This is a genomic window from Microbacterium sp. K2 (assembly GCF_051365005.1).
Classification (GTDB): domain Bacteria; phylum Actinomycetota; class Actinomycetes; order Actinomycetales; family Microbacteriaceae; genus Microbacterium; species Microbacterium foliorum_B.
Map to the genome: position 1 here is coordinate 1,991,882 of NZ_JBLWII010000001.1, position 22,350 is coordinate 2,014,231.

General features: G+C 68.7%; 22 protein-coding genes. 7 read left to right on the plus strand and 15 right to left on the minus strand.

The genetic code is table 11. The annotated features are described in order from the left end of the window. Nucleotides 1-61 precede the first annotated feature (61 nt). The 9 genes from ACLKOY_RS09650 to ACLKOY_RS09690 all read right to left on the minus strand — a co-directional run bounded on the left by ACLKOY_RS09650 (nt 62) and on the right by ACLKOY_RS09690 (nt 9,592). Entirely contained in the window at nt 62-1,018 is a 957-nt protein-coding gene (locus tag ACLKOY_RS09650; RefSeq protein ID WP_436453431.1) for a siderophore-interacting protein, read from the minus strand. Continuing rightward, on the minus strand, nt 1,008-1,808 hold the full coding sequence (locus ACLKOY_RS09655; RefSeq protein WP_140035878.1) for an ABC transporter ATP-binding protein: 801 nt from the start codon (nt 1,806-1,808) through the stop codon (nt 1,008-1,010). Before ACLKOY_RS09655 ends, ACLKOY_RS09650 begins: the two co-directional genes overlap by 11 nt. Beyond that, a complete protein-coding gene (locus ACLKOY_RS09660; protein WP_436453432.1) occupies nt 1,805-2,887 on the minus strand; it encodes a FecCD family ABC transporter permease in 1,083 nt (360 codons plus the stop codon). Before ACLKOY_RS09660 ends, ACLKOY_RS09655 begins: the two co-directional genes overlap by 4 nt. Further along, nucleotides 2,884-3,912, minus strand: a complete 1,029-nt coding sequence (locus ACLKOY_RS09665) for a FecCD family ABC transporter permease (RefSeq protein WP_436454111.1) — start codon at nt 3,910-3,912, stop codon at nt 2,884-2,886. The genes ACLKOY_RS09660 and ACLKOY_RS09665 overlap by 4 nt, the downstream gene beginning before the upstream one ends. A gap of 47 nt (nt 3,913-3,959) precedes the next feature. Next, nucleotides 3,960-4,994 (minus strand): iron-siderophore ABC transporter substrate-binding protein, encoded by a 1,035-nt coding sequence (locus ACLKOY_RS09670; RefSeq protein WP_436453433.1) that lies wholly within the window; start codon nt 4,992-4,994, stop codon nt 3,960-3,962. Nucleotides 4,995-5,331: 337 nt separating this feature from the next. Then, nucleotides 5,332-5,535 (minus strand): cold-shock protein, encoded by a 204-nt coding sequence (locus tag ACLKOY_RS09675; protein ID WP_042538190.1) that lies wholly within the window; start codon nt 5,533-5,535, stop codon nt 5,332-5,334. A gap of 76 nt (nt 5,536-5,611) precedes the next feature. After that, complete coding sequence (locus ACLKOY_RS09680; RefSeq protein ID WP_436453434.1) at nt 5,612-8,509, minus strand: helix-turn-helix transcriptional regulator; 2,898 nt, start codon at nt 8,507-8,509, stop codon at nt 5,612-5,614. Between the two features lie 68 nt (nt 8,510-8,577). After that, nucleotides 8,578-8,943 (minus strand): hypothetical protein, encoded by a 366-nt coding sequence (locus ACLKOY_RS09685; protein ID WP_436453435.1) that lies wholly within the window; start codon nt 8,941-8,943, stop codon nt 8,578-8,580. Between the two features lie 193 nt (nt 8,944-9,136). Next, entirely contained in the window at nt 9,137-9,592 is a 456-nt protein-coding gene (locus tag ACLKOY_RS09690) for an SRPBCC family protein (protein ID WP_436453436.1), read from the minus strand. A gap of 121 nt (nt 9,593-9,713) precedes the next feature. Here ACLKOY_RS09690 and ACLKOY_RS09695 point away from each other — a divergent pair, with 121 nt between their 5' ends. After that, nucleotides 9,714-10,748 carry an FUSC family protein gene (locus tag ACLKOY_RS09695; RefSeq protein ID WP_436453437.1) on the plus strand — a complete coding sequence of 345 codons (1,035 nt, stop codon included), beginning with the start codon at nt 9,714-9,716 and terminating at the stop codon, nt 10,746-10,748. Between the two features lie 16 nt (nt 10,749-10,764). Here the strand turns inward: ACLKOY_RS09695 and ACLKOY_RS09700 are convergent, their stop codons facing one another. Next, entirely contained in the window at nt 10,765-10,932 is a 168-nt protein-coding gene (locus ACLKOY_RS09700) for a hypothetical protein (RefSeq protein ID WP_181164294.1), read from the minus strand. Nucleotides 10,933-11,036: 104 nt separating this feature from the next. Here ACLKOY_RS09700 and ACLKOY_RS09705 point away from each other — a divergent pair, with 104 nt between their 5' ends. The 3 genes from ACLKOY_RS09705 to ACLKOY_RS09715 all read left to right on the plus strand — a co-directional run bounded on the left by ACLKOY_RS09705 (nt 11,037) and on the right by ACLKOY_RS09715 (nt 15,094). Next, nucleotides 11,037-11,705: a DNA alkylation repair protein gene (locus ACLKOY_RS09705; RefSeq protein ID WP_436453438.1), complete on the plus strand. Its 669-nt coding sequence runs from the start codon at nt 11,037-11,039 to the stop codon at nt 11,703-11,705. 34 nt (nt 11,706-11,739) lie between these two features. Then, nucleotides 11,740-12,453, plus strand: coding sequence for a purine-nucleoside phosphorylase (gene deoD, locus ACLKOY_RS09710; RefSeq protein ID WP_436453439.1), 714 nt, complete (start codon nt 11,740-11,742; stop codon nt 12,451-12,453). 127 nt (nt 12,454-12,580) lie between these two features. Further along, complete coding sequence (locus ACLKOY_RS09715; RefSeq protein ID WP_436453440.1) at nt 12,581-15,094, plus strand: DEAD/DEAH box helicase; 2,514 nt, start codon at nt 12,581-12,583, stop codon at nt 15,092-15,094. 190 nt (nt 15,095-15,284) lie between these two features. On the opposite strand, the gene ACLKOY_RS09720 is transcribed toward ACLKOY_RS09715, so the two are convergent. Genes ACLKOY_RS09720 through ACLKOY_RS09735 form a run of 4 tightly spaced genes read right to left on the minus strand, consistent with a single transcriptional unit; the run spans nt 15,285 to nt 19,010 of the window. Next, nucleotides 15,285-16,319 carry an acyltransferase family protein gene (locus tag ACLKOY_RS09720; protein WP_436453441.1) on the minus strand — a complete coding sequence of 345 codons (1,035 nt, stop codon included), beginning with the start codon at nt 16,317-16,319 and terminating at the stop codon, nt 15,285-15,287. After that, nucleotides 16,316-17,272, minus strand: coding sequence for a D-alanine--D-alanine ligase family protein (locus ACLKOY_RS09725; protein ID WP_436453442.1), 957 nt, complete (start codon nt 17,270-17,272; stop codon nt 16,316-16,318). Before ACLKOY_RS09725 ends, ACLKOY_RS09720 begins: the two co-directional genes overlap by 4 nt. Beyond that, nucleotides 17,269-18,405 carry an alanine racemase gene (alr, locus tag ACLKOY_RS09730; RefSeq protein ID WP_436453443.1) on the minus strand — a complete coding sequence of 379 codons (1,137 nt, stop codon included), beginning with the start codon at nt 18,403-18,405 and terminating at the stop codon, nt 17,269-17,271. The genes ACLKOY_RS09725 and alr overlap by 4 nt, the downstream gene beginning before the upstream one ends. After that, nucleotides 18,402-19,010, minus strand: coding sequence for a M15 family metallopeptidase (locus ACLKOY_RS09735; protein WP_436453444.1), 609 nt, complete (start codon nt 19,008-19,010; stop codon nt 18,402-18,404). Before ACLKOY_RS09735 ends, alr begins: the two co-directional genes overlap by 4 nt. Before the next feature lie 102 nt (nt 19,011-19,112). Between ACLKOY_RS09735 and ACLKOY_RS09740 the strand changes: the two genes are divergently transcribed. Further along, nucleotides 19,113-19,784, plus strand: a complete 672-nt coding sequence (locus ACLKOY_RS09740) for a response regulator transcription factor (RefSeq protein ID WP_436453445.1) — start codon at nt 19,113-19,115, stop codon at nt 19,782-19,784. Between the two features lie 28 nt (nt 19,785-19,812). Continuing rightward, nucleotides 19,813-21,003: a sensor histidine kinase gene (locus tag ACLKOY_RS09745; protein WP_436454112.1), complete on the plus strand. Its 1,191-nt coding sequence runs from the start codon at nt 19,813-19,815 to the stop codon at nt 21,001-21,003. 173 nt (nt 21,004-21,176) lie between these two features. Here the strand turns inward: ACLKOY_RS09745 and ACLKOY_RS09750 are convergent, their stop codons facing one another. Continuing rightward, complete coding sequence (locus ACLKOY_RS09750) at nt 21,177-21,833, minus strand: FMN-dependent NADH-azoreductase (protein ID WP_436453446.1); 657 nt, start codon at nt 21,831-21,833, stop codon at nt 21,177-21,179. Between the two features lie 79 nt (nt 21,834-21,912). On the opposite strand from ACLKOY_RS09750, the gene ACLKOY_RS09755 reads away from it, so the two are divergent. Continuing rightward, nucleotides 21,913-22,251, plus strand: coding sequence for a winged helix-turn-helix transcriptional regulator (locus ACLKOY_RS09755; protein ID WP_363572730.1), 339 nt, complete (start codon nt 21,913-21,915; stop codon nt 22,249-22,251). Nucleotides 22,252-22,350: the final 99 nt, after the last annotated feature.

Genomic DNA, 22,350 nt, shown 5'->3' on the forward strand with positions numbered 1-22,350 from the left:
TGACGCGTGTCACAGAACGAACAGCACATCGAACGCATCTGAGATCCGCCCATTCACGGCCTCAGCCGCGCATGGCTACGCCGCGGCGCCAGTAGCCCATGAAGGCGACCTGCGAGCGGTCGATGCCGAGGTCCTTGACCAGGTGACGGCGCAGTGTCGTGACGACGCCGCTCTCGCCGGCGATCCAGAAGTAGCGCTCGGCGGGGGCATCCGCCTCGGCGATCTCCTCGCCGAGACCCGAGTAGTCGGGCGTCTCCCAGAGCAGGTCCTCGGACTCGATGTCCTTCACGTCGATCTCGTCGGCAGCATCCGCATCGCCGAGGTACTCGAGCACTGCGGGGATGAGACGCACACCGTGAGGCTCGCCCGCATCGCGGGGCAGCCAGTGCACCTCGACTCCCGCGGGAGCGTCGATGCGCAGGATGTCGGCGGGCGACGGCACCTCGATGAACGCGCAGCCTCGCAGGCCGCTCGGGGCATCCTCGAGGATGCGGGCGATCGCGGGAGCTGCAGTCTCGTCACCGGCGAGAAGGACCGACGCAGCGGTGCCGGGCTCGTATTCGGCCCCACCGTGGGCCGCCGCAGCGACTCCTCGACGCGGTCCGACGATGAACAGCTCCTGGCCGGCGGCGGCCGCATCGGCCCACCTCGAGGCGGGACCCGTGAGCCCGGGTGCCAGGTGCAGCACGAAATCGACATCGAGCTCGGTGCCGGCATCCGTCACCCGCAGGTCGCGCACCGAGTAGGTGCGCATGGATCCGCGCTCGCCCTCGGGCACCGCGAGGTACGAACCCCACCAGTCGTCGGTCTCGCGATCGAGTTCGGGAAGGATGCCGGATGCCGGCGGGAACACGATCTTGATCCGAGAGTCGAAGACGTCACCCGGCGTGCCGAACTCGAACAGGTCGTCACCGCCGAACGTGACGCGCACGAAGTTCGGCGACACCCGTTCGACCGCGCGCACCTCGGCGCGGGCCAGCACGTAGGTGGGGCGTTCGGTCGTCGTCTCAGCGGACATGATGCCTTCCGATAGGGGTGACCATCGGCTTTCCCGAAACCGGGTCGATGGTGATCTGGTTCGCGAGGCCGAAGACCTCTTCGACGAGCTGCGCGGTCACGACGTCCTGCGGAGCGCCGGTGGCGTGCACCCTGCCCTCCTTCATCGCGACGAGCTCGTCGGCATAGCGGGCGGCCAGGTTGAGGTCGTGCAGCACCATGACGATCGTGGTGCCGCGCGAGACACTCAGGTCGGTGAGCAGGTCGAGCACCTCGACCTGGTGCGCGACATCGAGGAACGTAGTCGGCTCGTCCAGCAGCAGGATGTCGGTCTCCTGCGCGAGCGCCATCGCGATCCACACGCGCTGACGCTGGCCACCCGAGAGCTCGTCGACGCTGCGGTCGGCGAGATCGGTGGTTCCGGTCGCCTCGAGGGCGTCCGCCACGATCTCGTAGTCGTGGGCACTCCAGCGGGCGAGCATCTTCTGGTGCGGATGCCGCCCGCGACCGACCAGGTCGGCGACGGCGATGCCCTCGGGCGCGACGGGCGACTGCGGCAGCAGACCCAGGATGCGAGCGACCTCCTTGGTGGGGCGCGCGTGCACCGACTTGCCGTCGAGCACGATCTGGCCGGCGGTCGGCGAGAGCAGGCGCGCGAGCGAGCGCAACAGCGTCGACTTGCCGCATCCGTTCGCTCCGACGATCGTCGTGATCTTGCCGGGGGCGATCGCCAGGTCGAGGCCGTCGATGATCGTGCGGTCGCCATAGGCGAGGGTGACGGACTCGGCCGTCAGGGTGTGCGCCTCGGTCACAGGGAGCCTCCCGAGCGGTTGGTGCGGATGAGCAGGAAGATGAGGTACGGAGCACCGAGCACGCCGGTGATGACGCCGACCGGGTAGCGCTCGCCGAACGCGAACTGGCCGATGAGGTCGCCGCCGAGCACCAGCACGGCCCCCACGAACGCGCTGGGAAGCAGCAGGTTCGCGCCGGGGCCGGTGATGCGAGCGGCGATCGGACCGGCCATGAACGCGACGAATGCGATGGGGCCGCAGGCGGCGGTCGCGAAGGCGAGCAGTGCGACGGCTCCCAGGATGAACAGCAGGCGGGTGGTGTTGACCCGCACACCGAGACCGGATGCCGAGTCGTCGCCGAGCTGCATCGCGCCGAGTGCCCGACCCTGCGAGAGCAGCAGCGGCAGGAGCACGGCGGCGGCGATCGCGAGCGGCATCACGCGCTCCCACGAGGCATTGTTCAGGCTGCCGGTGAGCCACTGCATCGCGGTCTGGATGTCCCAGCTCGCCGCTCTCGACAGCATGTAGGAGATGATGCTCTGCAGCATCGCCGCGATGCCGATGCCGATCAGGATCAGACGCGTGCCGGCGAAACCGTTCTTGATCGAGAGCAGGTAGATGACACCTGCCGTGACGATCGCGCCGCCCAGCGCGAGCAGGGAGACGACCGGGCCGTTCAGCGACAGCACCACGATGCCGAACACGGCTGCGGCGCCCGCGCCGTTCGAGATGCCGATGATGTCGGGCGAGGCGAGCGGATTGCGCAGCAGCGTCTGGAACGAGACACCCGCGATGCCGAACGCGAACCCGGCGAGAACAGCGAGCACCGCCCGAGGCAGGCGCAGCTCGCCGACCGTGAAAGAGGCACCGGGAACCGTCTCGCCGAGGATCACACGGATCACCTCGTCGAGCGGATAGAACGTGTTGCCGATCATCAGGGCGACGGTGAACAGCACCACGAGCATCGCGCCGAGCACGACGGTCGCGACGGCGTGGCGGCGGTGGCGCGAACGACGGCCGGCGATGATCGCCGCAACGGAGTCGCGAGTGCGTTCGGATGCCGCAGGAGTCTGGGCCGCAGCCCGGTCGATGGTGCTCACAGTTCACGCACCTTCTGACGACGGACGATCCAGATGAAGAACGGGGCGCCGATGATGGCGGTGATGATGCCGACCTGGATCTCCTCCGACGTCGGCGAGATCACGCGACCGACGATGTCGCTCGCGAGCAGCAGAGCAGCGCCGGCGAGCGCAGAGAACGGCAGCAGCCAGCGATGGTCGGTGCCGATCAGCATCCGGCACACATGCGGGATGACGAGACCGACGAAGCCGATCGGACCCCCGATCGCGGTGGCCGCGCCGGCGAGGATCACGGCGCCGAGGGCCGACATGAGGCGCGTGCGGAACACGTGCTCGCCGAGCCCCTTGGCCATGTCATCGCCGAGGGCGAGGGAGTTCATGCCGCGAGCGCTGATGAAGCAGATCACCGCTCCGAGTGCGAGCACCGGAGCGGTGATCGCGATGCGCGGCCATTCGGCGCCGCCGACGCCACCGATCTGCCACGACTGGAAGGCCTGCAGCAGGTCGACGCGAGGCAGCATGATGGCGCTGATCAGCGAGGCGAAGGCGGCCGACGTGGCGGCCCCCGCGAGAGCGAGCTTGAGAGGTGTGGCGCCACCGCGGCCGAGCGAGCCGACCGTGTAGACGAAGGCCGCGGCGAGCGCGGCTCCGATGATGGCGAAGACCATCTGGCTGTAGGCGTCGGTGAGGCCGATGAACGCGAGGCCGATGACGACGGCGAGCGAGGCGCCGTTCGAGACGCCGAGGATGCCGGGGTCGGCGATCGGGTTGCGGGTGACCGCCTGCATCGTCGCACCGGAGAGGGCGAGAGCGGCGCCGACGAGGATCGCGAGTACGGTGCGCGGAAGGCGCTTGATGATCGCGGCCTGGGCGAGCGTGTCATCCTGCCCGCTGAGCGCGGCGAAGATGTCGTCGATGCTCACGGCGCGCACACCGAAGCAGATCGACAGGATGCAGAGCACGAGCAGCACTCCGAGGCCGACGAGCAGCCAGAGCGAGCGCGCCCATGCCGGGCGCCGCAGATCTGCGGCGCCCGGCACGGGCATGGTGACAGCGGTCACGGGAATTCAGTGCGCGAGGGTGACGCTGAAGGTCACTTCGCGGCGAGCGGTGCCGCCAGCAGGCCGAGGTAGTCGGAGAGACCCCACGGGATGGACAGCGGCGAGGGGTTCGCCGACGCGGCGATCGGAGTGGCATCCGGGAGGATCGCGATGCGGCCCTCGGCGATGGCAGGGATCTTCGACAGCAGCGGGTCTGCCTGCAGGGGCGCGATGAGCGAGTCGTCGCCGTAGGTCACGAAGACGTCGACGTCAGCGAACTTGTCGGCCTCTTCGGAGCTGACCGTCAGGTAGAACTGGTCGCTGTCGGCGTTCTCCTCGACGACGGACGGCAGGGGAAGGCCCAGGTCGTCGTGCAGGTAGCCGGGGCGCGTGTCGATCGCGGTGTAGTAGCCGACCTGGCTCAGGTCGCTCGGGTCGATGTAGGCGAACAGGACCTTCTTGTCCTTGAGCGCGCTGTTCTCTTCGAGAGCGGCTTCGGCGTCGGCGTGCAGGTCGTCGATCAGGGCCTCGCCCTCGGCCTCGAGACCGAGTGCCTTCGAGTTCATCTCGATCATCTCGTCGACCGGGGTGCCCCAGGCGACCTCGGGGTACGCGACGACCGGCGCGATCTTCGAGAGGGTGTCGTACTCCTCCTGCGTCAGGCCCGAGTACGAGGCGAGGATCACGTCGGGCTGGGTGTCGGCGACAGCCTCGTAGTCGATGCCGTCGGACTCGTCGAACAGCACGGGCTCTTCGCCACCGAGCTCGTCGAGCTTCTCCTCGACCCAGGGCAGGATGCCGTTGTCGTCGTCGTCGCCCCAGCTCGCCTTGCTCATGCCGACCGGCACGATGCCGAGCGCGAGAGGAACCTCGTGGTTCGCCCAGGCAACGGTCGCGACGCGCTCGGGCTTCTCCTCGATCGTGGTCTCGCCGTAGACGTGCTCGATCGTGACGGGGAAGGCGCTGTCATCAGCGGGGTTTCCGCCGGCGGAGTCGGAGTTCGAGTCGTTCGACGACGTCGCGCAGGCCGTGAGGCCGAGGGCGAGGGCGGCGGCGACACCGGCGGCGAGAAGACGAGAGGTGCGCACAGGCATTCCCTTCGGGTTGGGATGAGGGGGTGCGGCGCGGAGGGGCGCCAGGCTTTGGTAAGCCTGGCCTAATCTAACAGAAAGTTAGGCAAGCCTCATCTCGGTTCTCGGCGTTGGCGGGCATCCGCGACGCACGTGCGGGGTCAAAAACGCATCCCCCACGCCCGATTCGGATGCGGTTTTGACCCCGCACGCCCATTCGGATGCAGTATTGACCCCGCGCGAGAACTGAGCGGCGGGCTCGTCGATCATGCCCGCCTCGAGGAAGTCCCCCGGGCATGCAGAAAGCCGGCCGGATCCGTGAGGATCCGACCGGCTTCAGGAAGTCTGCTCGCGCTCAGAGAGCGCGGATGTTCGCAGCCTGCATGCCCTTGGGGCCACGCTCAGCGTCGAATTCGACCTTCTGGTTCTCACGGAGCTCCTTGAAACCGGAGCCGGTGATTGCCGAGTAGTGGGCGAAAAGGTCGTCCGTGCCGTCATCGGGAGCGATGAAGCCGAAGCCCTTTTCAGCGTTGAACCATTTCACAGTGCCAGTGGCCATGTGTTTTCTACTTTCTTTTTCAAACGGCCGCTTGCGCGGCCTGCGCCGTGACGGAACGTCCGACATACGCGCAAGCTCAACGTACCACGGCATCCTGACGTGAAACCCCGAAGTTCTGATTCTTTTGAAGAACCGCCGCCTCGGTGCGCGTGCTGACGCCGAGTTTTCGCAGCACAGCCGACACATGAACGCTCACTGTCTTGACGCTGATGAAGAGCCGCTCACCGATCTGACGGTTGCTCAGCCCCTCGGCGATCAGGTCGAGCACCTGCCGCTCGCGTGCCGTGAGCGGGTCGGCGTCAGCCACGCCACTGACGATGCCGAATGCTGCGGACAGGCCCGCCGCCGCGGAGAACCCGCTCACGATGCGCACGAGCGGAACGTGGCCGAGCCGCTCGGCCTCCTGCAGCGCATGTCCGAGGACCGAGGCCGCGTCGGCCCGCTCCCCTGCCCCGACCAGCAGCCGCGCGAGTTCGAGCCGCGTGGTCACACGGAAGGTCACCGGCACGTCGTCTGAATCCGCCAGTTCGACGGCCGCCCGCAGCGCCGGCCCCGAAGGCACCAGCAGGGCATCGAGAATCGACCACCACGCGTCGCCGAGCAGCTGCTCCGGCTGGGCGAGCCACGCGCCGCGCACTTCGTCGATCGCGGCATCGATCGACGCCCCATGCTCGGAGCCCGTCGACCGAAGCTCAGCGATCAGCCACCCTGCTTCGAGGAGGAGGCGCCGCTGGTGCAGGCAGACGGGGCCCGGATCGCGGAGCATCCGCCTGATCTCATCGAGCGCCGCTGCGAGGTCTCCTCGAGACTCGGCCACGGAGACCCTCATCATGACTTCGTCGTACCAGATCTGCCGTTCGTCTTCGCCCGTCTCGGCGAACGCGGGATGCCACTCGCGAAGTATCTCGGCTGCCTCTTCGTGTCGACCCCGCCACGACAGCACCCGAACACGCGTCATCGTGGAGTACATGTGGAAGATCCGCAGAGTGTCTTGGGCGAGTTCGCGCTCCAGCATCCCCTCCACGCGCTCGATCTCGCCGAGTTCGAGCAGCGGGACCGCCATGTTCTGGGTGATCATCGCACCGGTCGTGCGCTCGACGCCGTATGCCCGCGCCCGCGCCATGCCGTCTTCCGCGACGACCACGGCGTCTCGGTAACGCCCGAGCAGCGCCAGCAGGTCGGAGTAGTTGACGCGGTAGCGCAGTTCAGGATTGGCGCTCTTCGCGAGGCTGAGGGCGAGCGCATACTCACGGTGCGCCTCTGCCAGGTCGCCGAGCTGCGCCCTGGATCCGCCCCGCACATTCGCGGCGATCGATGCCTCGTCGTCGGAACCGGCACGCGCTGCCCTCTCGCCAGCCTCGGTGGCCAGCGACATCGCCTCGTCGAATCGACCCGCAACCATGTGCCGACTGCCCAGCTGATTGAGGATCGATGCGCGGAGTCGATCGTCGTCGACTCTCCCGTCGAGAATCTCGAGCGACTCCTGCAGGAGCGGGATCGCCCCGCGTCGGCCGAGATTCATCGTGTAATACGCCTTGTCGCGCAGCAGTCTCGCATGCATACGAGGATCGACGGTCGCGGGGTCGACCTCATCGAGTGCGAGATTGACCACGGCGAGCGCCCGCTCTCCGTCGCCCCCGTTGCGCAGCACCGAGCCGAGTGCGCGGAGCATCTCGAGGCGGTCGAGGCCCACGACGCTCTCGGCATCAGGAACCTGGATCCACAGATCGAGGGCGAGCTCTCCGAAGCGGGCTGCGCTCGCGAAGGCGAACCGCGACTTGGCGTCGAACATCGCGGCGACGGCCGCGGCGAGCGCGCGCCGGTCGTCTTGCGCGAGTTGCCAGTGATAGGCAAGCGCGGCCGAGTCGGCGGTGTCGGAGCCGTCGCAGTTCTCCTCCAGAGCCTCGGCATACGCTCGGTGCAGCCGCGCCCTCTCGCCCGGAAGCAGATCGTCGTGCACGGCCTCGCGCAGCAGCGCATGCCGGAATCGGTAGTCATCGTCGGCCACGACCAGGATGCCGCTGAGCGTCGCCTCACGGATCGCCTCATCGAGCCGCGCCTCGGCCAACCCCGCGAGCTGCGTGACCAGCGGATGGGTCAGCGGGCGCTCGGCCCCCGACACCACCTGCACCACTCGTCTCGCGTCGTCACCGAGGCGGTCGAAACGGGCCAGGAGCAGATCGCGCAGGCTGCCGGGGAGCGGGCCCGAAGAGCAGCCCGCGAGCTCTTCGACGAAGAAGGGGACTCCTTCGGCGCGGTCCTGGATGCGCTCGAGCGCCGCGTCGCTGAGGGGCTGCCCGGTGATCGATTCGGCGAGCTGGCGAACCGCCGAGGTCTCGAGCCGCTCGACAGTGACCCGCTCGAGCAGGCGCGCGCGAGTGGCCTCGCCGATGAACCGGCTGACCGCGTCTCCGCGGCGGACGTCGTCGGAGCGGCAGGTGAGGAGCAGAAGGATGCGCCCGTGGGTCAGCGTGCGGAGCAGGAAGGAGAGCAGCGCGAGGGTCGATTCGTCTGCCCAGTGCAGGTCTTCGACGATGAGCACCTGCGGCGCGTGCTCGGCCGCGGCCTCGATGAGAGCGGCGATCGCATCGCGCAGCCTGTCGGGGCTGCTCTGCGAGCGCTCGGTGGGATTGAGCTCGGGCAGCAGCATGCCCAGGGCTTCGACGCCGACGCCGAGCTCTTGGCGCACGCGATCTGCGCCCATGCGGGTGACGATCGAGCGGAGGATGCCGGTGATCGGCCCGAACGGTGTGCGCGACGCCCCGAGATCGAGACACCACCCGACGTGCACATCGGCTCGGTTGGCCACCTCGGCGCCGAACTCGCGCAGCAGCCGGGACTTGCCTATGCCCGCCTCGCCCTCGACGAGCGCCGCGAGAGGGACCCCCTCGACGACTCGGTCGAACAGCCCGCGCATGACCGCGATCTCGGCCTCTCGGCCGACCATCGCAGCGCCCGCGGCGGAGAGTGACATGCACTCATCGTCCCACTCGCCTCCGACATTCGGGCGGGGTGACGCGACCTGTGGCAGAGACGTAGAACTCACCGAGCCGGCATGGGCTCGCAGCCGACGGCGACGCACCGGTCGACTGGTGCAGCGGTCGCCATCTCGGCGGGCGCGGCGACCCGCGCCGCTCGCGGGGCAGCCGGCGTCGTGATGAGCGGCGCGGCCGTGACGGCATCCGCCCCAGCATCCGGCGCGGCATCCGCGACAGCATCCGGCGCACTCGCCTGGTGACCGGTGATGGCGCGCAGCATCCGCTGTCCGAACTGTCTGACCGCGCCGGGAGCCCGCGGGACGATCTGGCCGGCGTGCTCGGCGAGGAAGCGACGGCGTTCGGCGGCCCGCTCGAGACGCTCGGTCTCGAACTCGGCGACCTTCTCGGTGAAGTAGGGGTGCTCGTACATGACATCTCCTCAGTTGGGATGTCCCTACACTCCGCTCTGAGGTGCCGTGTCGGCATCGGGAGGATGCCCTATCTTCTGCATCGAGATCGCCCTAGTCGCCACTCGCGAGCCGCAGACAGGCTGCGAGCAGGCAGCGAAAGAGGCCCGGGCGGTGATGGGGGCACCACCGCCCGGGCCTCGGACCAGGGGTCGATCAGGAGTCGACGTCGCCTCGCCAGGCACCGGTCTCGGCGCCGCGCTTCTCGATGAACTCCTTGAAGTTCTTGAGATCCTTCTTCACCGCGTGCGAGCCCGCGCCCACGAGCGAGCCGACCTTCTCGAGAAGGCCCTCGGGCTCCCAGTCGATCTGCACCGTCACGCGAGTCGTGAGCTCCTCGAGCTTGTGGAACGTCACCACACCCGCGTGCTCGGTGTCGCCGCCGACGCTCTTCCAGGCGACGCGCTCGTCGGGGTGCTGCTCGGTGATCTCGGCGTCGAACTCACGCACCGCGCCGCCGACCTTCACGGTCCAGCGGTTGTGGGTGTCGTCGATCTGGACGATCGACTCGACCTCGTCGAGGAAGTGGGGGAAGCTCTCGAACTGCGTCCACTGGTTGTAAGCGATGTCGACCGGAACGTGTACGTCGATGGTCTCGATGATCTGCGCCATGTGATGCTCCTCACTGTTCGTCGTTCGTGTGATCCCATCCAGGTGCATGCGCCTGGGATGCGCGATGGGGTTGACATCGAGGGCGCTGCGACCGAGCATGCGCGCGAGTAGCGTTGAGCGCATGCGCATCCATGCCGCGATCCGCGCCTCGAAGCGCTCGCCCCTGCTGCAGGTGGTGAAGTCCGCCGCGGCGACGATCGCCGCGTGGCTGCTGGCCGGGTGGGTGGTTCCGGGACAGCTGCCGGTGTTCGCCGCGATCGCGGCGCTCCTCGTCGTGCAGCCGAGCGTCAACCAGTCACTGTCGAAGGCGCTCGAACGCAGCATCGGCGTGATCGTCGGCGTCGTGATCGCGGTGGCGCTCGGCCTGCTGCTGGGTTCGCCGAGCTGGATCGTGCTGCTCGCCATCGTCGTGGCCATGCTGGTCGCGTGGGCCTTCAAGGCGACCCCCGGCACCGGCAACCAGGTCGCGATCTCGGCGATGCTCGTGCTCGCACTCGGCTCGACCCCCGACTATGCGATCGCGCGCATCTTCGAAACCCTGATCGGCGTGGTCATCGGTATCGTCGTCAACGCGCTGATCGTCCCGCCGGTGCTGGTGGCCCCCGCCCGCCGCGATCTCGGGCTGCTCGGCAGCGAGCTCGCCGCGAGCCTCGACCGGCTGGCCGGTGCGCTGCCCGAACCGCAGTCGTCCGCGAAGCTGCAGGAGCTCATGCTCGAGGCGCGGCTGCTACGGCCGATGAAGGATGCCGCAGAGGCATCCATCGCGGCAGGCGAGGAATCCCTCACCCTGAACCCGCGTCGCTCGACGCACCGCGAGGAGCTCCGCGAGATGCGGGCACTGCTCGAGCGGCTGTCGCCGATCGTGACGCAGACCATCGGCATGACCCGCGCGTACTTCGACCACTACGACGACTCGATCGGTCAGGAGCCGGCCGTCACGGCGATCGCCGAGCAACTGCGACGTGCGGGGCACGACGTGCGGCTGGCCGTGCAGATCGCCGACGTGTCACCCGAGCCTGAGACCCTGACCTCGGCGATCCCCGCGCTCACCGCGCCGCTCGTCATCCGGCCGCCGTCGTCGACGCACTGGATCCTGATCGGGTCGCTGATGGAAGACCTCCGGCGCATCCGCGGGGAGCTCGTCGAGGAGGAGTGAGCGCGCTGTCGCTGCGTCAGTCCTGTTCGGGGTCGTCGGCGAGCACGTCGCCGTCGTCGTCCGAGGCCGGGCCCGAGGGGACGGCGGTCGCCGGTTCGCCCTTGTTGTCTTCGCTGCCGAGGTTGTCGTTCTCCTCGGCGCCGGGAGACGACTCGGTGCTGATGTCATTGCTGTCGCGGGTCATGCGCGTTCCTCTCGTCGGCGTTCGGTCTGCGTGCATGCGAGATTAGGGCCCGACGCTCGCAGATGCCCGGGCCTTGACAAGCGCTCCGGGCCTACCCTGGTCACATGCCCGACATGACCGTGCCCGAAGCCCTCGCCGAACTGGCCGCGCTCGAGGATCCGAAGATGCGGGCCGCCAACGAGAAGCGCGGCGACGACCACGGCATGAACCTCAGCCGGCTGCGCACGGTGGCCAAGCGCATCAAGACCGACCAGCCCCTCGCGAAGGAGCTGTGGGCGACCGGTGAGACGTCAGCCCGTCTGCTCGCCCTGCTCATCTGCAAGCCTCGCGACTTCACCGCCGATGAACTCGACGCGATGCTGCGCCAGACGCAGGCCCCCAAGGTCAACGACTGGTTCGTCAACTACGTCGCCAAGAAGACTCCGCTCGCCGAAGAGTTGAGGCTGCGCTGGTTCGACGACTCCGACCCCACGGTCGCCGCCGCGGCGTGGTCGCTCACGACCGTGCGCGTCGCCAAGGATGCCGATGGCCTCGACCTCGAGCATCTGCTCGACCTGATCGAACGTGACCTGGTGGAGGCGCCGAAGCGCCTGCAGTGGGCGATGAACGAGACCCTCGCGAACATCGGCATCTTCCACCCCGAGCTGCGGACCAGGGCGCTTGAGATCGGTGAGCGCCTGCAGGTGCTCGCCGACTACCCCACCGCGTCCGGGTGCACCTCGCCGTTCGCCCCGATCTGGATCGGCGAGATCGTGCGGAGGCGCGAGGGCTGAGCATCCTCATCGGTTGGGCTCGTACGCTGAGGGCATGAGCACGCACATCGCCGCCCAGCCCGGTCAGATCGCCCCCATCGTCCTGTTCCCTGGCGACCCGCTGCGCGCGAAGTGGATCGCCGAGACCTTCCTCGACGACGCCGAGCTGTATTCCGAGACCCGCGGGATGCTGGGCTACACGGGCAACTGGCAGGGCCACCGCGTCTCGGTGCAGGGGTCGGGCATGGGTCAGCCGTCGATGGCGATCTATGCGAGCGAGCTGTTCGAAGAGTACGACGTGCAGACGATCGTGCGGGTCGGATCGTGCGGTGCCCTGACCGAGAAGCTCAAGGTGCGCGACATCATCATCGCGAACGGCGCCTGCACCGACTCGGGCATCAACCGGGTGCGCTTCCACGGGCTCGACTACGCCCCCGTCGCGGACTTCGGCCTGCTGCGTGCCGCGGTCGAGGCGAGCGAGTCCGAGCAGCTCGACTCGACCGTGCACGTCGGCCTGCTGTTCTCGAGCGACCAGTTCTACAGCACGCGCCCCGAGCTGACCGAGCCGTTCGTGCAGCACGGCGCACTCGGGGTCGAGATGGAGGCGGCGGGCCTCTATACCCTCGCGGCGTTCCACGGGCGCCGCGCCCTGGCCATCTGCACCGTGTCGGATCACATCGTCACGGGTGAGCAGACGACCGCTCAGGAGCGCGAGCAGACGTTCGGCGACATGATCCGCATCGCGCTGCGTGCGGCGACCTCGGTCTGAGGCGTTCACAATTCAGCATGAGATCGTGCTGACCGCTCGAATCCGGTGATCTCGGCCGCATCGGACGATTCCCTGCTGAGTACTGCACGAGGTTCGCCCGTGCCGGAGGTGGGATGATCAAGGGACCATGCCTGCGATCCTCGACCACACGACGCTGACCGACGGATCCGATGCGGATGCCGTGTACACGGCGTTCGTCGAGTGGGCGGAGTCGACCGGCATCAGCCTCTACCCCGCGCAGGACGAGGCGGTCATCGAGATCGTCTCGGGTAACAACCTGATCCTGTCGACGCCCACCGGCACCGGCAAGTCGCTCGTCGCGGTCGGCGCGCATTTCGCCGCGCTCGTCGAGGGGCGTCGCTCGTTCTACACGGCCCCGATCAAGGCGCTCGTGAGCGAGAAGTTCTTCTCCCTCGTCGACGTGTTCGGGGCGTCGAACGTCGGAATGATCACGGGGGACTCCTCGGTCAACCCCGATGCGCCGATCATCTGCTGCACGGCAGAGATCCTCGCGAACCTCGCACTGCGCCAGGGCACGGATGCCGCGGTGCACCAGGTCGTCATGGACGAGTTCCACTTCTACGCCGACCCCGACCGCGGGTGGGCGTGGCAGGTGCCGCTGCTCGAGCTGCCGCAGGCGCAGTTCATCCTCATGTCCGCGACGCTCGGAGATGTGTCGCAGCTGTCGAGCGACCTCACCCGCCGCACCGGCCGCGACACGGCATCCGTCACGGGCGTCGAGCGCCCCGTGCCGCTGCACTACTTCTACGAGACGACGCCTATTCACGAGACGATCGACGACCTGCTGGGCACCGGCCAGGCCCCGATCTACGTCGTGCACTTCTCGCAGGCCGCCGCCATGGAGCGGGCGCAAGCCCTGTCGAGCACCAAGGTCGCCACGCGTGAGCAGCGCGACGAGATCGCGGCCCTGATCGGCGGATTCCGGTTCACGACCGCCTTCGGCAAGACCCTCTCGCGGTTCCTGCGCGCAGGCATCGGCGTTCACCATGCGGGGATGCTGCCCAAGTACCGGCGCCTGGTCGAGCAGCTGGCTCAACGAGGACTGCTGCGCGTGATCTGCGGCACCGACACCCTCGGCGTCGGCATCAACGTGCCCATCCGCACGGTGCTGCTCACGGCTCTGACCAAGTTCGACGGCACCCGGATGCGGCAGCTCAGCGCGCGCGAGTTCCACCAGATCGCCGGGCGAGCGGGTCGCGCGGGTTTCGACACCGCCGGAACCGTGGTCGCCCAGGCGCCCGAGCACGAGAGCGACAACGTCGCGGCCATCAAAAAGGCCGGCGACGACCCGAAGAAGAAGCGCAAGATCATCCGCAAGAAGGCACCCGACGGTTTCGTGTCGTGGGGCGAGCCGTCGTTCCGCAAGCTGATCGACGCCGAGCCCGAGACTCTGACCTCGCACATGCAGATCACGAGCGCGACGATGCTCAACGTGATCGGCCGCGGCGGCGATGTGTTCGGCAACATGCGCGCCCTCGTCTACGACAACCACGAGCCGCGCAAGAGGCAGCGCGAGCTGGCGCTGCGCGCGATCGGCATCTACCGCACGCTGCTCGAATCCGGCGTCGTCGAGCAGACGGATGACGGTGAGATCCGCCTCACGGTCGATCTGCAGCCGAACTTCGCGCTGAATCAGCCGCTGTCGCCGTTCGCCCTCGCGGCGTTCGAGCTGCTCGACCGCGATCCTTCGGCCGGCACCGGCACAGGTTCCTATGCCCTCGATATGATCTCGATCGTCGAGGCGACGCTCGACGATCCGCGGGCGATCCTCGGGCAGCAGGAGTTCCTCGCCCGCGGCGAGGCCGTCGCCGCGATGAAGCGCGAGGGCATCGAGTACGACGAGCGCATGGAGCTGCTCGAGGAGATCACCTACCCGAAGCCCCTCGATGAGCTGCTGACCGCGGCCTTCGAGACCTTCAGCGCCGCGCAGCCGTGGATCCGTGACTTCGAACTGCATCCGAAGTCGGTCGTACGCGACATGTATGAGCGGGCCATGTCGTTCGGGGAATATGTCGCGTACTACAAGATCGCCCGGTCAGAGGGCGTCGTGCTGCGCTACCTCTCCGATGCCTACCGCGCGGCCTCTCAGACGATTCCCGAAGAGGCCAAGGACGAGGATCTCCGCGACCTGATCGAGTGGCTCGGCGAGCTCGTGCGCCAGGTCGACTCGAGCCTCCTCGACGAGTGGGAGGAGCTGGTCAACGGCGTGCTGCACGGACCGGACGACGAGCCCATCGTGCCGCCGGCCCCGAAGCGCCTGACGTCGAACACGCGCGCTTTCCGCACGCTCGTGCGCAACGAACTGTTCCGCCGTGTGCAGCTTGCGGCCCGCGAAGACGTCCAGACTCTCGGGGAGCTCGATCCGTCTTTCGGTGCGGACGCCTGGTCGGACGCGCTCGACGGCTACTTCGCCGACCACGACGAGATCCTCATCGGTGCGAACGCCCGCAGTGCACAGCTGCTGCTCCTGACCGAGGACCCCACAGAGTGGACCGTCCGTCAGATCCTCGACGATCCGGCCGGTGACCATGACTGGGGCCTCTCTGCCACTGTCGACCTCGCCGCCTCCGACGAAGAGGGCGCCGCTGTGCTCACCGTGACGGGCGTCGACCGGCTCTGAGGCGGCCGGATGGCTGGCCTTCGCCCGGATGGCTGACCGTATGAGGCTCGTAAGTCAGCCATCCGGGTTTCAGCCAGCCATCCGTACCGCAGCCATCCGAGCCTCAGCCAGCCATCCGTACCGCAGCCATCCGAGCCTCAGCCAGCCATCCGTACCGCAGCCATCCGGGCCTCAGCCAGCCATCCGGGCATCAGCCAGCCATCCGGGCCTGAGCCATCCGGTCGAGCGGCCTCAGCGGGTCGAAGAGCACCGCGAGCCCCACCCGCTCGAGGCCTGCGTGCACCACGAGGCAGACGGCGATCACCACCGCGGTGAGCACGATCGGCCAGACGACCTCGACCGCCGGCATCGCGACCCAGCCCGCTCCGCGCAGCGCACCGTCGATCAGAGCGAGCGGGATCATGTGGATCACATAGATCGGCAGCGTGCGCTGACCCACCCACCGCAGCCGCCGGGCGACGACACCCAAGTGCCGATCGATCATCGCGCACGCCGCGACGCCGACCGCGACCGCGACCACGGCGAGAAGCGGCCAGACGCCGGGCCATTGACGCATGCCGAGAACTCCGACCGCACCGGCAGCGATGACATATGCCATTAAAAGCATGAGCGTGCGCAGCGGAGTGGATGCCGCCGCGAACCGTTCGACGACGCCCCGCAGTCGTAACCCCGCGAGGAAGAAGAACAGGTTCTGCGCCAGCTGCCACAGGTTGCCGAGGTCGGGGATGACTCCCGCGGCCGCGACCGCGGCGATCGCGAACGCGACCGGCAGCACCACGGCGGCGGGCACGTGCCGCACCAGGCGCGCGATGAGCAAGTACACCGCGAGGGCGAGCAGATACCAGAGGTTGGTCGGGCTGATCGTGAGCTGCGCGAGCAGCTGCCATCCGTTCTCTGCTCTGGCGGTGTCGAAGTCGGGCGTGAGCGCGAGCACGAACGTCTGGATCACGACCCAGATGACGTAGACCGCAGCGAGCCGCCCGGCCCGGCGACGCCACGGGGTCCGCGCGGGAGCATTTACGACACTGCCGGCGAACATCCCCGAGATCAGGAAGAAGAGCGGCATCCGCAGGGGCAGCAGCTGTGCGTTCAGCGTCGCCCAGGCGCCGGTGATCGCACCGGCGCCGTCGACCTCGATCGCGTGCTTGGTCACGACATGCCAGAGCACCACAAGGATGATGCAGACGCCCTTCCCGACATCGGGCCAGCCGACGCGCGCGCTCACCGCCCCGGCACCTCGGCGGCGCGCACGAGGCGCGACACCAGCTCGACGTACGACACGTCGGCCGCCGCGAACATCCGCGGCACCTGGGATGCCGCGGTCAACCCCGGCATCGTGTTGACCTCGTTCAGCACCGGCCCCTCGGCGGTGAGGAAGAAGTCCATCCTCGCGACGCCGGTGCATCCGAGAGCGTCGAACATGGTCAGCGCCGAACGCGCGAGCGACGTCGTCTCGGCAGCCGAGAGCTGCGCCGGCACCGTGAACTTCGCACTGCCGTCGTACTTCATGCCGGTGTCGAACAGCCCTGCCGCGTGGATCTCGAGCGGCGGGGCCGCCCAGCGCACTCCTCCGGCCTCCCGGATCACGGCGACGTCGATCTCCCTCCCGTTCACGACCTCTTCGACCAGGATGCGTCGGTCGAACCGCGCCGCTTCGCGCAGCGCGGGTCCGAGTTCCTGCTCCGAACGCACGACCGAGACACCGTAGCTCGATCCGGCCGACACCGGCTTCACGACCACGGGGCCCTCGAACTCGGAGTCCCCGCAGTCGGCCGCATCGATCAGACGTCCCCTCGCCGTACGCAGCCCCGCTGCCTGGGCGACCAGCTTCGTCGCCCACTTGTCCATCCCGATCGCCCCCGCCCGCGGACCGGATCCGACCACGGGAACCCCCGCGAGTGCGCACAGCGCAGCAAGCACGCCGTCTTCACCCAGCGCTCCATGCACCGCGGGGAATACGACATCCGTGGCGGCTATGAGCGGCATAGCGAGAGCGAGAGAGTGGGCGGCGGTGGCACCCTCCGAGACGCCCGCCACCTCCCAGACGCCTTCGCGCGAGATCGTCACCGTGCTGACGTCGTGTCCTCCGACACGCAACGCCTCTGCGACCGCGGCCGCCGACGCGAGCGAGACCTCGTGTTCGGCATTCTGCCCTCCTCCGATGACCAGCACCCTCACGCGATCGCCCTTTCGACGCGCGCGCCGATGCCCGTGACGATGGTGTGCGGGATGCTCGCCGCCCACCTCGCCCACTCCTGCACGGTCGGCACCGCGCCCGCCTCGGGTCCGAACACGACGGCGGTCGTGCCCCGGGGCACGACCAGCTCACCCGTGTCGACGACGATCTGGTCCATCGAGACCCGCCCGACGATCGGGCAGCGGATGCCGTCGATCGCGACGGCTGCGCCCGACGCGAGTTCCCGCGGGATGCCGTCGGCATACCCGACGCCGATCACGCCCAGGCGGGTCGTACGCTCGGTCACGTACGCGCCGCCGTACCCGATCGGAGTGCCCGCAGGCACGACGCTGCTGTGCACGACCGACGCCGTCAGCCGCGCAGCCCCCTGCAGCGACACGGTCTCCGACGGGTCGATGCCGACCAGCCCGGCGCCGACGCGAACCATGTCGAAGTGCGTCGCCTGGTCGGTCAGCGTGCCGGACGTCGCCGCGAGGTGCACGATCAGCGGGCCGAACCCGGCGCGCAGCACGGCATCCCGTGCGTGTCTCATCCGCAGCACAGCCGGGGCGTTCATCGCAGGGTCAGCAGCGTCGGCGTCTGGCAGATGCCCCATGACCCCGACCACCTCGATGCGGTCTCGGCCCGAGCGAGCGACCCGTAGCAGCTCGGCCCAGTCCTGCAGCGGCACCCCACCCCGCGACATCCCCGTGTCCATGTGCAGATGCGCCCGCACGCGTCCACCGGGCAGCGACGACGCATCGGCGATCAGCTGCCGCAGCTCGTCGACGGAGCCGACCGCGATGTCGACGCGATCCGTGACGACCTGTGCGACGTCGACCCCTGCCGGGTTCAGCCACGCGAGGATCGGCACCTCGATGCCCGCATCGCGCAGCTCTGCGGCATCCCCCGCATCGGTCACGCCCAGCCACGCGGCCTCGGCGCCGATCTCCGCGCGCGCGACAGTGCCGGCGCCGAGACCGTAGCCGTCGGCCTTGACGACCGCCATGATGCGAGCGTCGGTGGCCGACCGCATCCGCTCGACGTTCGCCGCGATCGCGTCGGGCAGCGTGTGCAGGGTCGGTGCGTGCATGCGCGAGAGTGTGAGGCGCGGAGTCGTGAGCGCGGTCGTCATCGCTGGGTCCTCGGGTCGGCGGTCGGGTCGTCGTACATCAGCGGGCATCCGTTGGCCACGGCCGCGGGACGCAGTTCGAAGTGCCAGCGCTCGTTCGCATAGATCTGGCAGAGACCGAACTCGTCGCCGCGCTGCGCCAGCCAGTCCTGTGCGGTGAGTGGACCGAGGTCGATCGCATCCCCCGACACGTGCTCCGAGTTCTCGGGGGTGGCGACCCAGCGCGCGGCCTCCTCTTCAGACCCGTATTCGGCGACCGCGTCCTGCCGCAGCACCTGCTGGTACTCGGCCGACCGCCATCCGCTGTTCACATGCATGCGCACGCCGTCGTGTTCGGCGGCGGTGGCGGCGGCACGCACGGCAGCGAGCAGATCGGAGTCGAGGTTGGTCACGGCGGGGGTCTCGTCGAACACCGACACGGCGCCCTCGTCGCGGATCACCCCGTCGGCCTCGGGGAGAGACGCAGGCGAGACGGTGGGAGGGACGGATGCCGACGCCAGCGACTGCTGGCCGATCAGCACGACCGAGCCCGTGATGGCCGCGGCGAGCAGAGCGACACCGACGATCGCGGTGAGGCGTCGCTGTCTGAGGGCAGTGCGTGTGTTCATGTCCTCAGTCAAGAAGGGGGCCTGTTGCGACGGCGTATGCGCTTTTGCATATGCTCCCGATATGTCGGGGTGCGTAAGCTCTGAGCACATGGGAGCTGTGTCGTGAGGGTGCTGATCGTCGAGGACGAGCCCTACCTCGCAGAGGCCGTGCGCGACGGATTGCGACTCGAAGCCATCGCCGCCGACATCGCCGGCGACGGAGACACGGCACTCGAGCTGCTCAGCATCAACTCCTACGACCTCGCCGTGCTCGACCGAGACATCCCCGGCCCGTCGGGAGACGACGTCGCCCGCTCGATCGTGGCGTCGGGCAGCGGCATCCCGATCCTCATGCTCACCGCGGCCGATCGTCTCGACGACAAGGCGACCGGCTTCGAGATCGGCGCCGACGACTACCTCACCAAGCCCTTCGAGCTGCGCGAGCTCGTGCTGCGGCTGCGCGCGCTCGACCGTCGGCGCCAGCGTGCGCGGCCGCCCGTGCTCGAGATCGCGGGGCTGCGGCTCGATCCGTTCCGCCGCGAGGTGTTCCGTGACGGCAGATATGTCGCCCTCACCCGCAAGCAGTTCGCGGTGCTCGAAGTGCTGATCGACGCGGCCGGCGGTGTCGTGAGCGCCGAACAGTTGCTCGAGCGGGCATGGGACGAGAACGCAGACCCGTTCACGAACGCCGTGCGCATCACCGTCTCGTCGCTGCGCAAGAGACTGGGTGAGCCCTGGCTGATCCTCACGGTGCCGGGCGTCGGCTACCGCATCGCGACGGATGCCGATGGCTGACCCGATCCGCCCGAAACGGCGCCGCGGCATGAGCGCCCGCTGGAAGCTCACCCTGAGCTATGCGGGCGTCGTCGTGGTGTCGGGCATCGGGCTGCTCGCGGCCGTCGCCCTCTACCTGCTGCGGTACGTGCCCGACGTGAACATTCCCACCGATCTCGATATGTTCGTGCCGAACCGATCAGACCTCATCCGCGCCTTCATCCCCGCGGCCGTCGCGATGATGCTCGTGCTGCTCGCGATCGGGCTGGGCGGCGGCTGGATCATCGCCGGTCGGATGCTGGCTCCCCTCGACCGCATCGGGAAAGCCGCACAGCTCGCGGCTCAGGGGTCGCTCTCGCACCGCGTCGCGCTCGAGGGCCCGCGCGACGAGTTCCGTGACCTGGCGGACGTGTTCGACTCGATGCTCGAGCAGCTCGAGGCGCACCTCGCCGAGCAGCAGCGGTTCGCGGCCAATGCCTCGCACGAGCTGCGCACACCGCTGGCGATCTCGCAGACCATGCTCGAAGTCGCCCGCAACGACCCCGAGCGAGACGTCGACGCGCTGATCGACCGGCTGTACGAGGTGAACGCCCGCGCGATCGAGTTGACCGAGGCGCTGCTGATGCTCAGCCGCGCCGAGCGCCGCACGTTCACTCGCGAGCCGGTCGACCTCTCGCTGCTGGCCGAGGAATCAGCCGAGACGCTGCTTCCGCTCGCCGAGCGTCGCGACGTGACGATCGACGTCGGCGGCGACACCGCGACCGTGCTCGGTTCGCCGGCCCTGCTGCAGCAGCTGATCACCAACCTCGTGCACAACGCGATCGTGCACAACCGCGCCGCTGACGGCACCGTCATCGTGCGGACGCACGCTTTGCCGCACGCTGTGGCGCTGGTGGTCGAGAACACCGGCGACGTGCTGCCGGCCCATCTCGTGGCGACGCTCGCCGAGCCCTTCCAGCGGGGCGCCGACCGCACCCGCAGTGTGGGGAGTGCTCGAGGTGTGGGGAGTGCTCGTGCTGTGGGGGGTGCTCGTGCTGTGGGGGGTGCTCGCGCTGGCGAACCTGGGCGCGATGACGGTCCCGCGGATGACGACGATCACGTGGGTGTCGGCCTCGGCCTCGCGATCGTTCAGCGCATCGCGCAGGCGCACGACGGCTCGCTCGTGCTCACGGCCATCGAGGGCGGCGGGTTGAACGTGACGGTGTGGCTGCCGCATCCGTTCCCCGGGCCGCTCGCCTGACCCCTCTCGGCTGAGACCTCTCGTCCGGGGCCTCTCGTCTGGGGCCCTGTCTCCCGTACCGAATGCAGGACGAAAGCACGGATGCAGGCCCGGAAACCGTGTTCCGATCCTGCATCCGTGCTTTGGTCCTGCAGACGGGTGGCGACGTGGTGTCCGCTCACGCCGCCGGGAGGTCAGGCGACCTGGTCGCCCCGGAGTGCGGCGAGCTCGCGACCGTAGGTGCGCGCCGACTGCTCGGCGTTCTCCTTGAGTTCGCGGGCGGTGTCGGCGAAGGCGTCGAGTGCGGGGTTGACGCCCACGAGAGTGAAGGGCCGCTCGACGATGCGCAGGTCGAGACCCCAGACGTCCTCGAGCACGCGGCGCAGCCATCCGGTGGAGTGGTCCCAGCCCTCCTTGGGGGTTCCCGGCGCGTAGTTGCCGCCGAGCACGGTCACGAGGGTGGCGGGCTTGCCGCGAAGAGCGGTGCCCTGCGGGTCGATGCGCGGGTCGGTGTAAGCCAGATCGAACCAGGTCTTGAAGTGCTGCGAGACGCCGTAGTTGTAGAGAGGCACGGCGAACAGCAGCGCGTCGGCGCCGATCAGCTCGTCGGCGAAGGTGGTGGCGAGGGCGCGGGCCTCGTTCTGAGCGGGAGTGCGCTGCGCCTCATCGACGAAGCCGCCGGTCACGGCATCCGCCCAGGCGGTCGCGGGCACGGGGTCGGCGGCGAGATCGCGGCGGGTGACCGTGGAGTCCGGGTGCGACGCGGACCACTCTGCTTCGACGAGGTCGGCGAGCGAACGACTGGCGGACGACGCGGGAAGGATGCTGGCATCCAGGCGGAACAGGGACATGAGAGGTGCCTTTCGTTTTTCGTAGTCACTCTGTTTTTCTTAGCGACTCGCGTTAACGTAGCACAGGTAGGATGGTCGCATGGCCGAGATCGACGAAGAGCGTCACGTGTGCGACGCCGCCGTCACACTGGCCTTCAGCGTGCTCGGCAAGCGCTGGAACGGCATGATCGTCTCGTCACTCGGCGGCGGCCCTTCGACCTTCGTCTCGCTGCGGCGCGCAGTCTCGGGCATCAGCGACACCGTGCTCTCCGACCGCCTGGCCGAACTCGCCGAGGCAGGGCTCGTCGCCCGCGCAGTCGACGCCGGCCCGCCGGTCACGGTCTCGTACTCGCTGACCGACAGCGGTCGCGGACTGCTGCCCATCCTCGACCAGCTCGGCACCTGGGCGTCGGCGAACCTCGAGATCCGCGCTCGATGACACCGCCCCCGTAGACGACTCCCGCCCATCGGGCTGGCCTGGTCCCGTCCGACTGACCGAATAGTTCCCGTCTGGCTGGCCGAATCCCGTCTGGCTGAC

Excerpts from the sequence above, each read along its gene's own strand:
- ACLKOY_RS09650 (WP_436453431.1), bottom strand. The coding sequence starts at position 1,018 with ATGTCCGCTGAGACGACGACCGAACGCCCCACCTACGTGCTGGCCCGC.
- ACLKOY_RS09665 (WP_436454111.1), bottom strand. The coding sequence starts at position 3,912 with ATGCCCGTGCCGGGCGCCGCAGATCTGCGGCGCCCGGCATGGGCGCGC.
- ACLKOY_RS09675 (WP_042538190.1), bottom strand. The coding sequence starts at position 5,535 with ATGGCCACTGGCACTGTGAAATGGTTCAACGCTGAAAAGGGCTTCGGC.
- ACLKOY_RS09680 (WP_436453434.1), bottom strand. The coding sequence starts at position 8,509 with ATGTCACTCTCCGCCGCGGGCGCTGCGATGGTCGGCCGAGAGGCCGAG.
- ACLKOY_RS09685 (WP_436453435.1), bottom strand. The coding sequence starts at position 8,943 with ATGTACGAGCACCCCTACTTCACCGAGAAGGTCGCCGAGTTCGAGACC.
- ACLKOY_RS09690 (WP_436453436.1), bottom strand. The coding sequence starts at position 9,592 with ATGGCGCAGATCATCGAGACCATCGACGTACACGTTCCGGTCGACATC.
- ACLKOY_RS09695 (WP_436453437.1), top strand. The coding sequence starts at position 9,714 with ATGCGCATCCATGCCGCGATCCGCGCCTCGAAGCGCTCGCCCCTGCTG.
- ACLKOY_RS09700 (WP_181164294.1), bottom strand. The coding sequence starts at position 10,932 with ATGACCCGCGACAGCAATGACATCAGCACCGAGTCGTCTCCCGGCGCC.
- ACLKOY_RS09705 (WP_436453438.1), top strand. The coding sequence starts at position 11,037 with ATGCCCGACATGACCGTGCCCGAAGCCCTCGCCGAACTGGCCGCGCTC.
- deoD (WP_436453439.1), top strand. The coding sequence starts at position 11,740 with ATGAGCACGCACATCGCCGCCCAGCCCGGTCAGATCGCCCCCATCGTC.
- ACLKOY_RS09715 (WP_436453440.1), top strand. The coding sequence starts at position 12,581 with ATGCCTGCGATCCTCGACCACACGACGCTGACCGACGGATCCGATGCG.
- alr (WP_436453443.1), bottom strand. The coding sequence starts at position 18,405 with ATGACGACCGCGCTCACGACTCCGCGCCTCACACTCTCGCGCATGCAC.
- ACLKOY_RS09735 (WP_436453444.1), bottom strand. The coding sequence starts at position 19,010 with ATGAACACACGCACTGCCCTCAGACAGCGACGCCTCACCGCGATCGTC.
- ACLKOY_RS09745 (WP_436454112.1), top strand. The coding sequence starts at position 19,813 with ATGAGCGCCCGCTGGAAGCTCACCCTGAGCTATGCGGGCGTCGTCGTG.
- ACLKOY_RS09750 (WP_436453446.1), bottom strand. The coding sequence starts at position 21,833 with ATGTCCCTGTTCCGCCTGGATGCCAGCATCCTTCCCGCGTCGTCCGCC.
- ACLKOY_RS09755 (WP_363572730.1), top strand. The coding sequence starts at position 21,913 with ATGGCCGAGATCGACGAAGAGCGTCACGTGTGCGACGCCGCCGTCACA.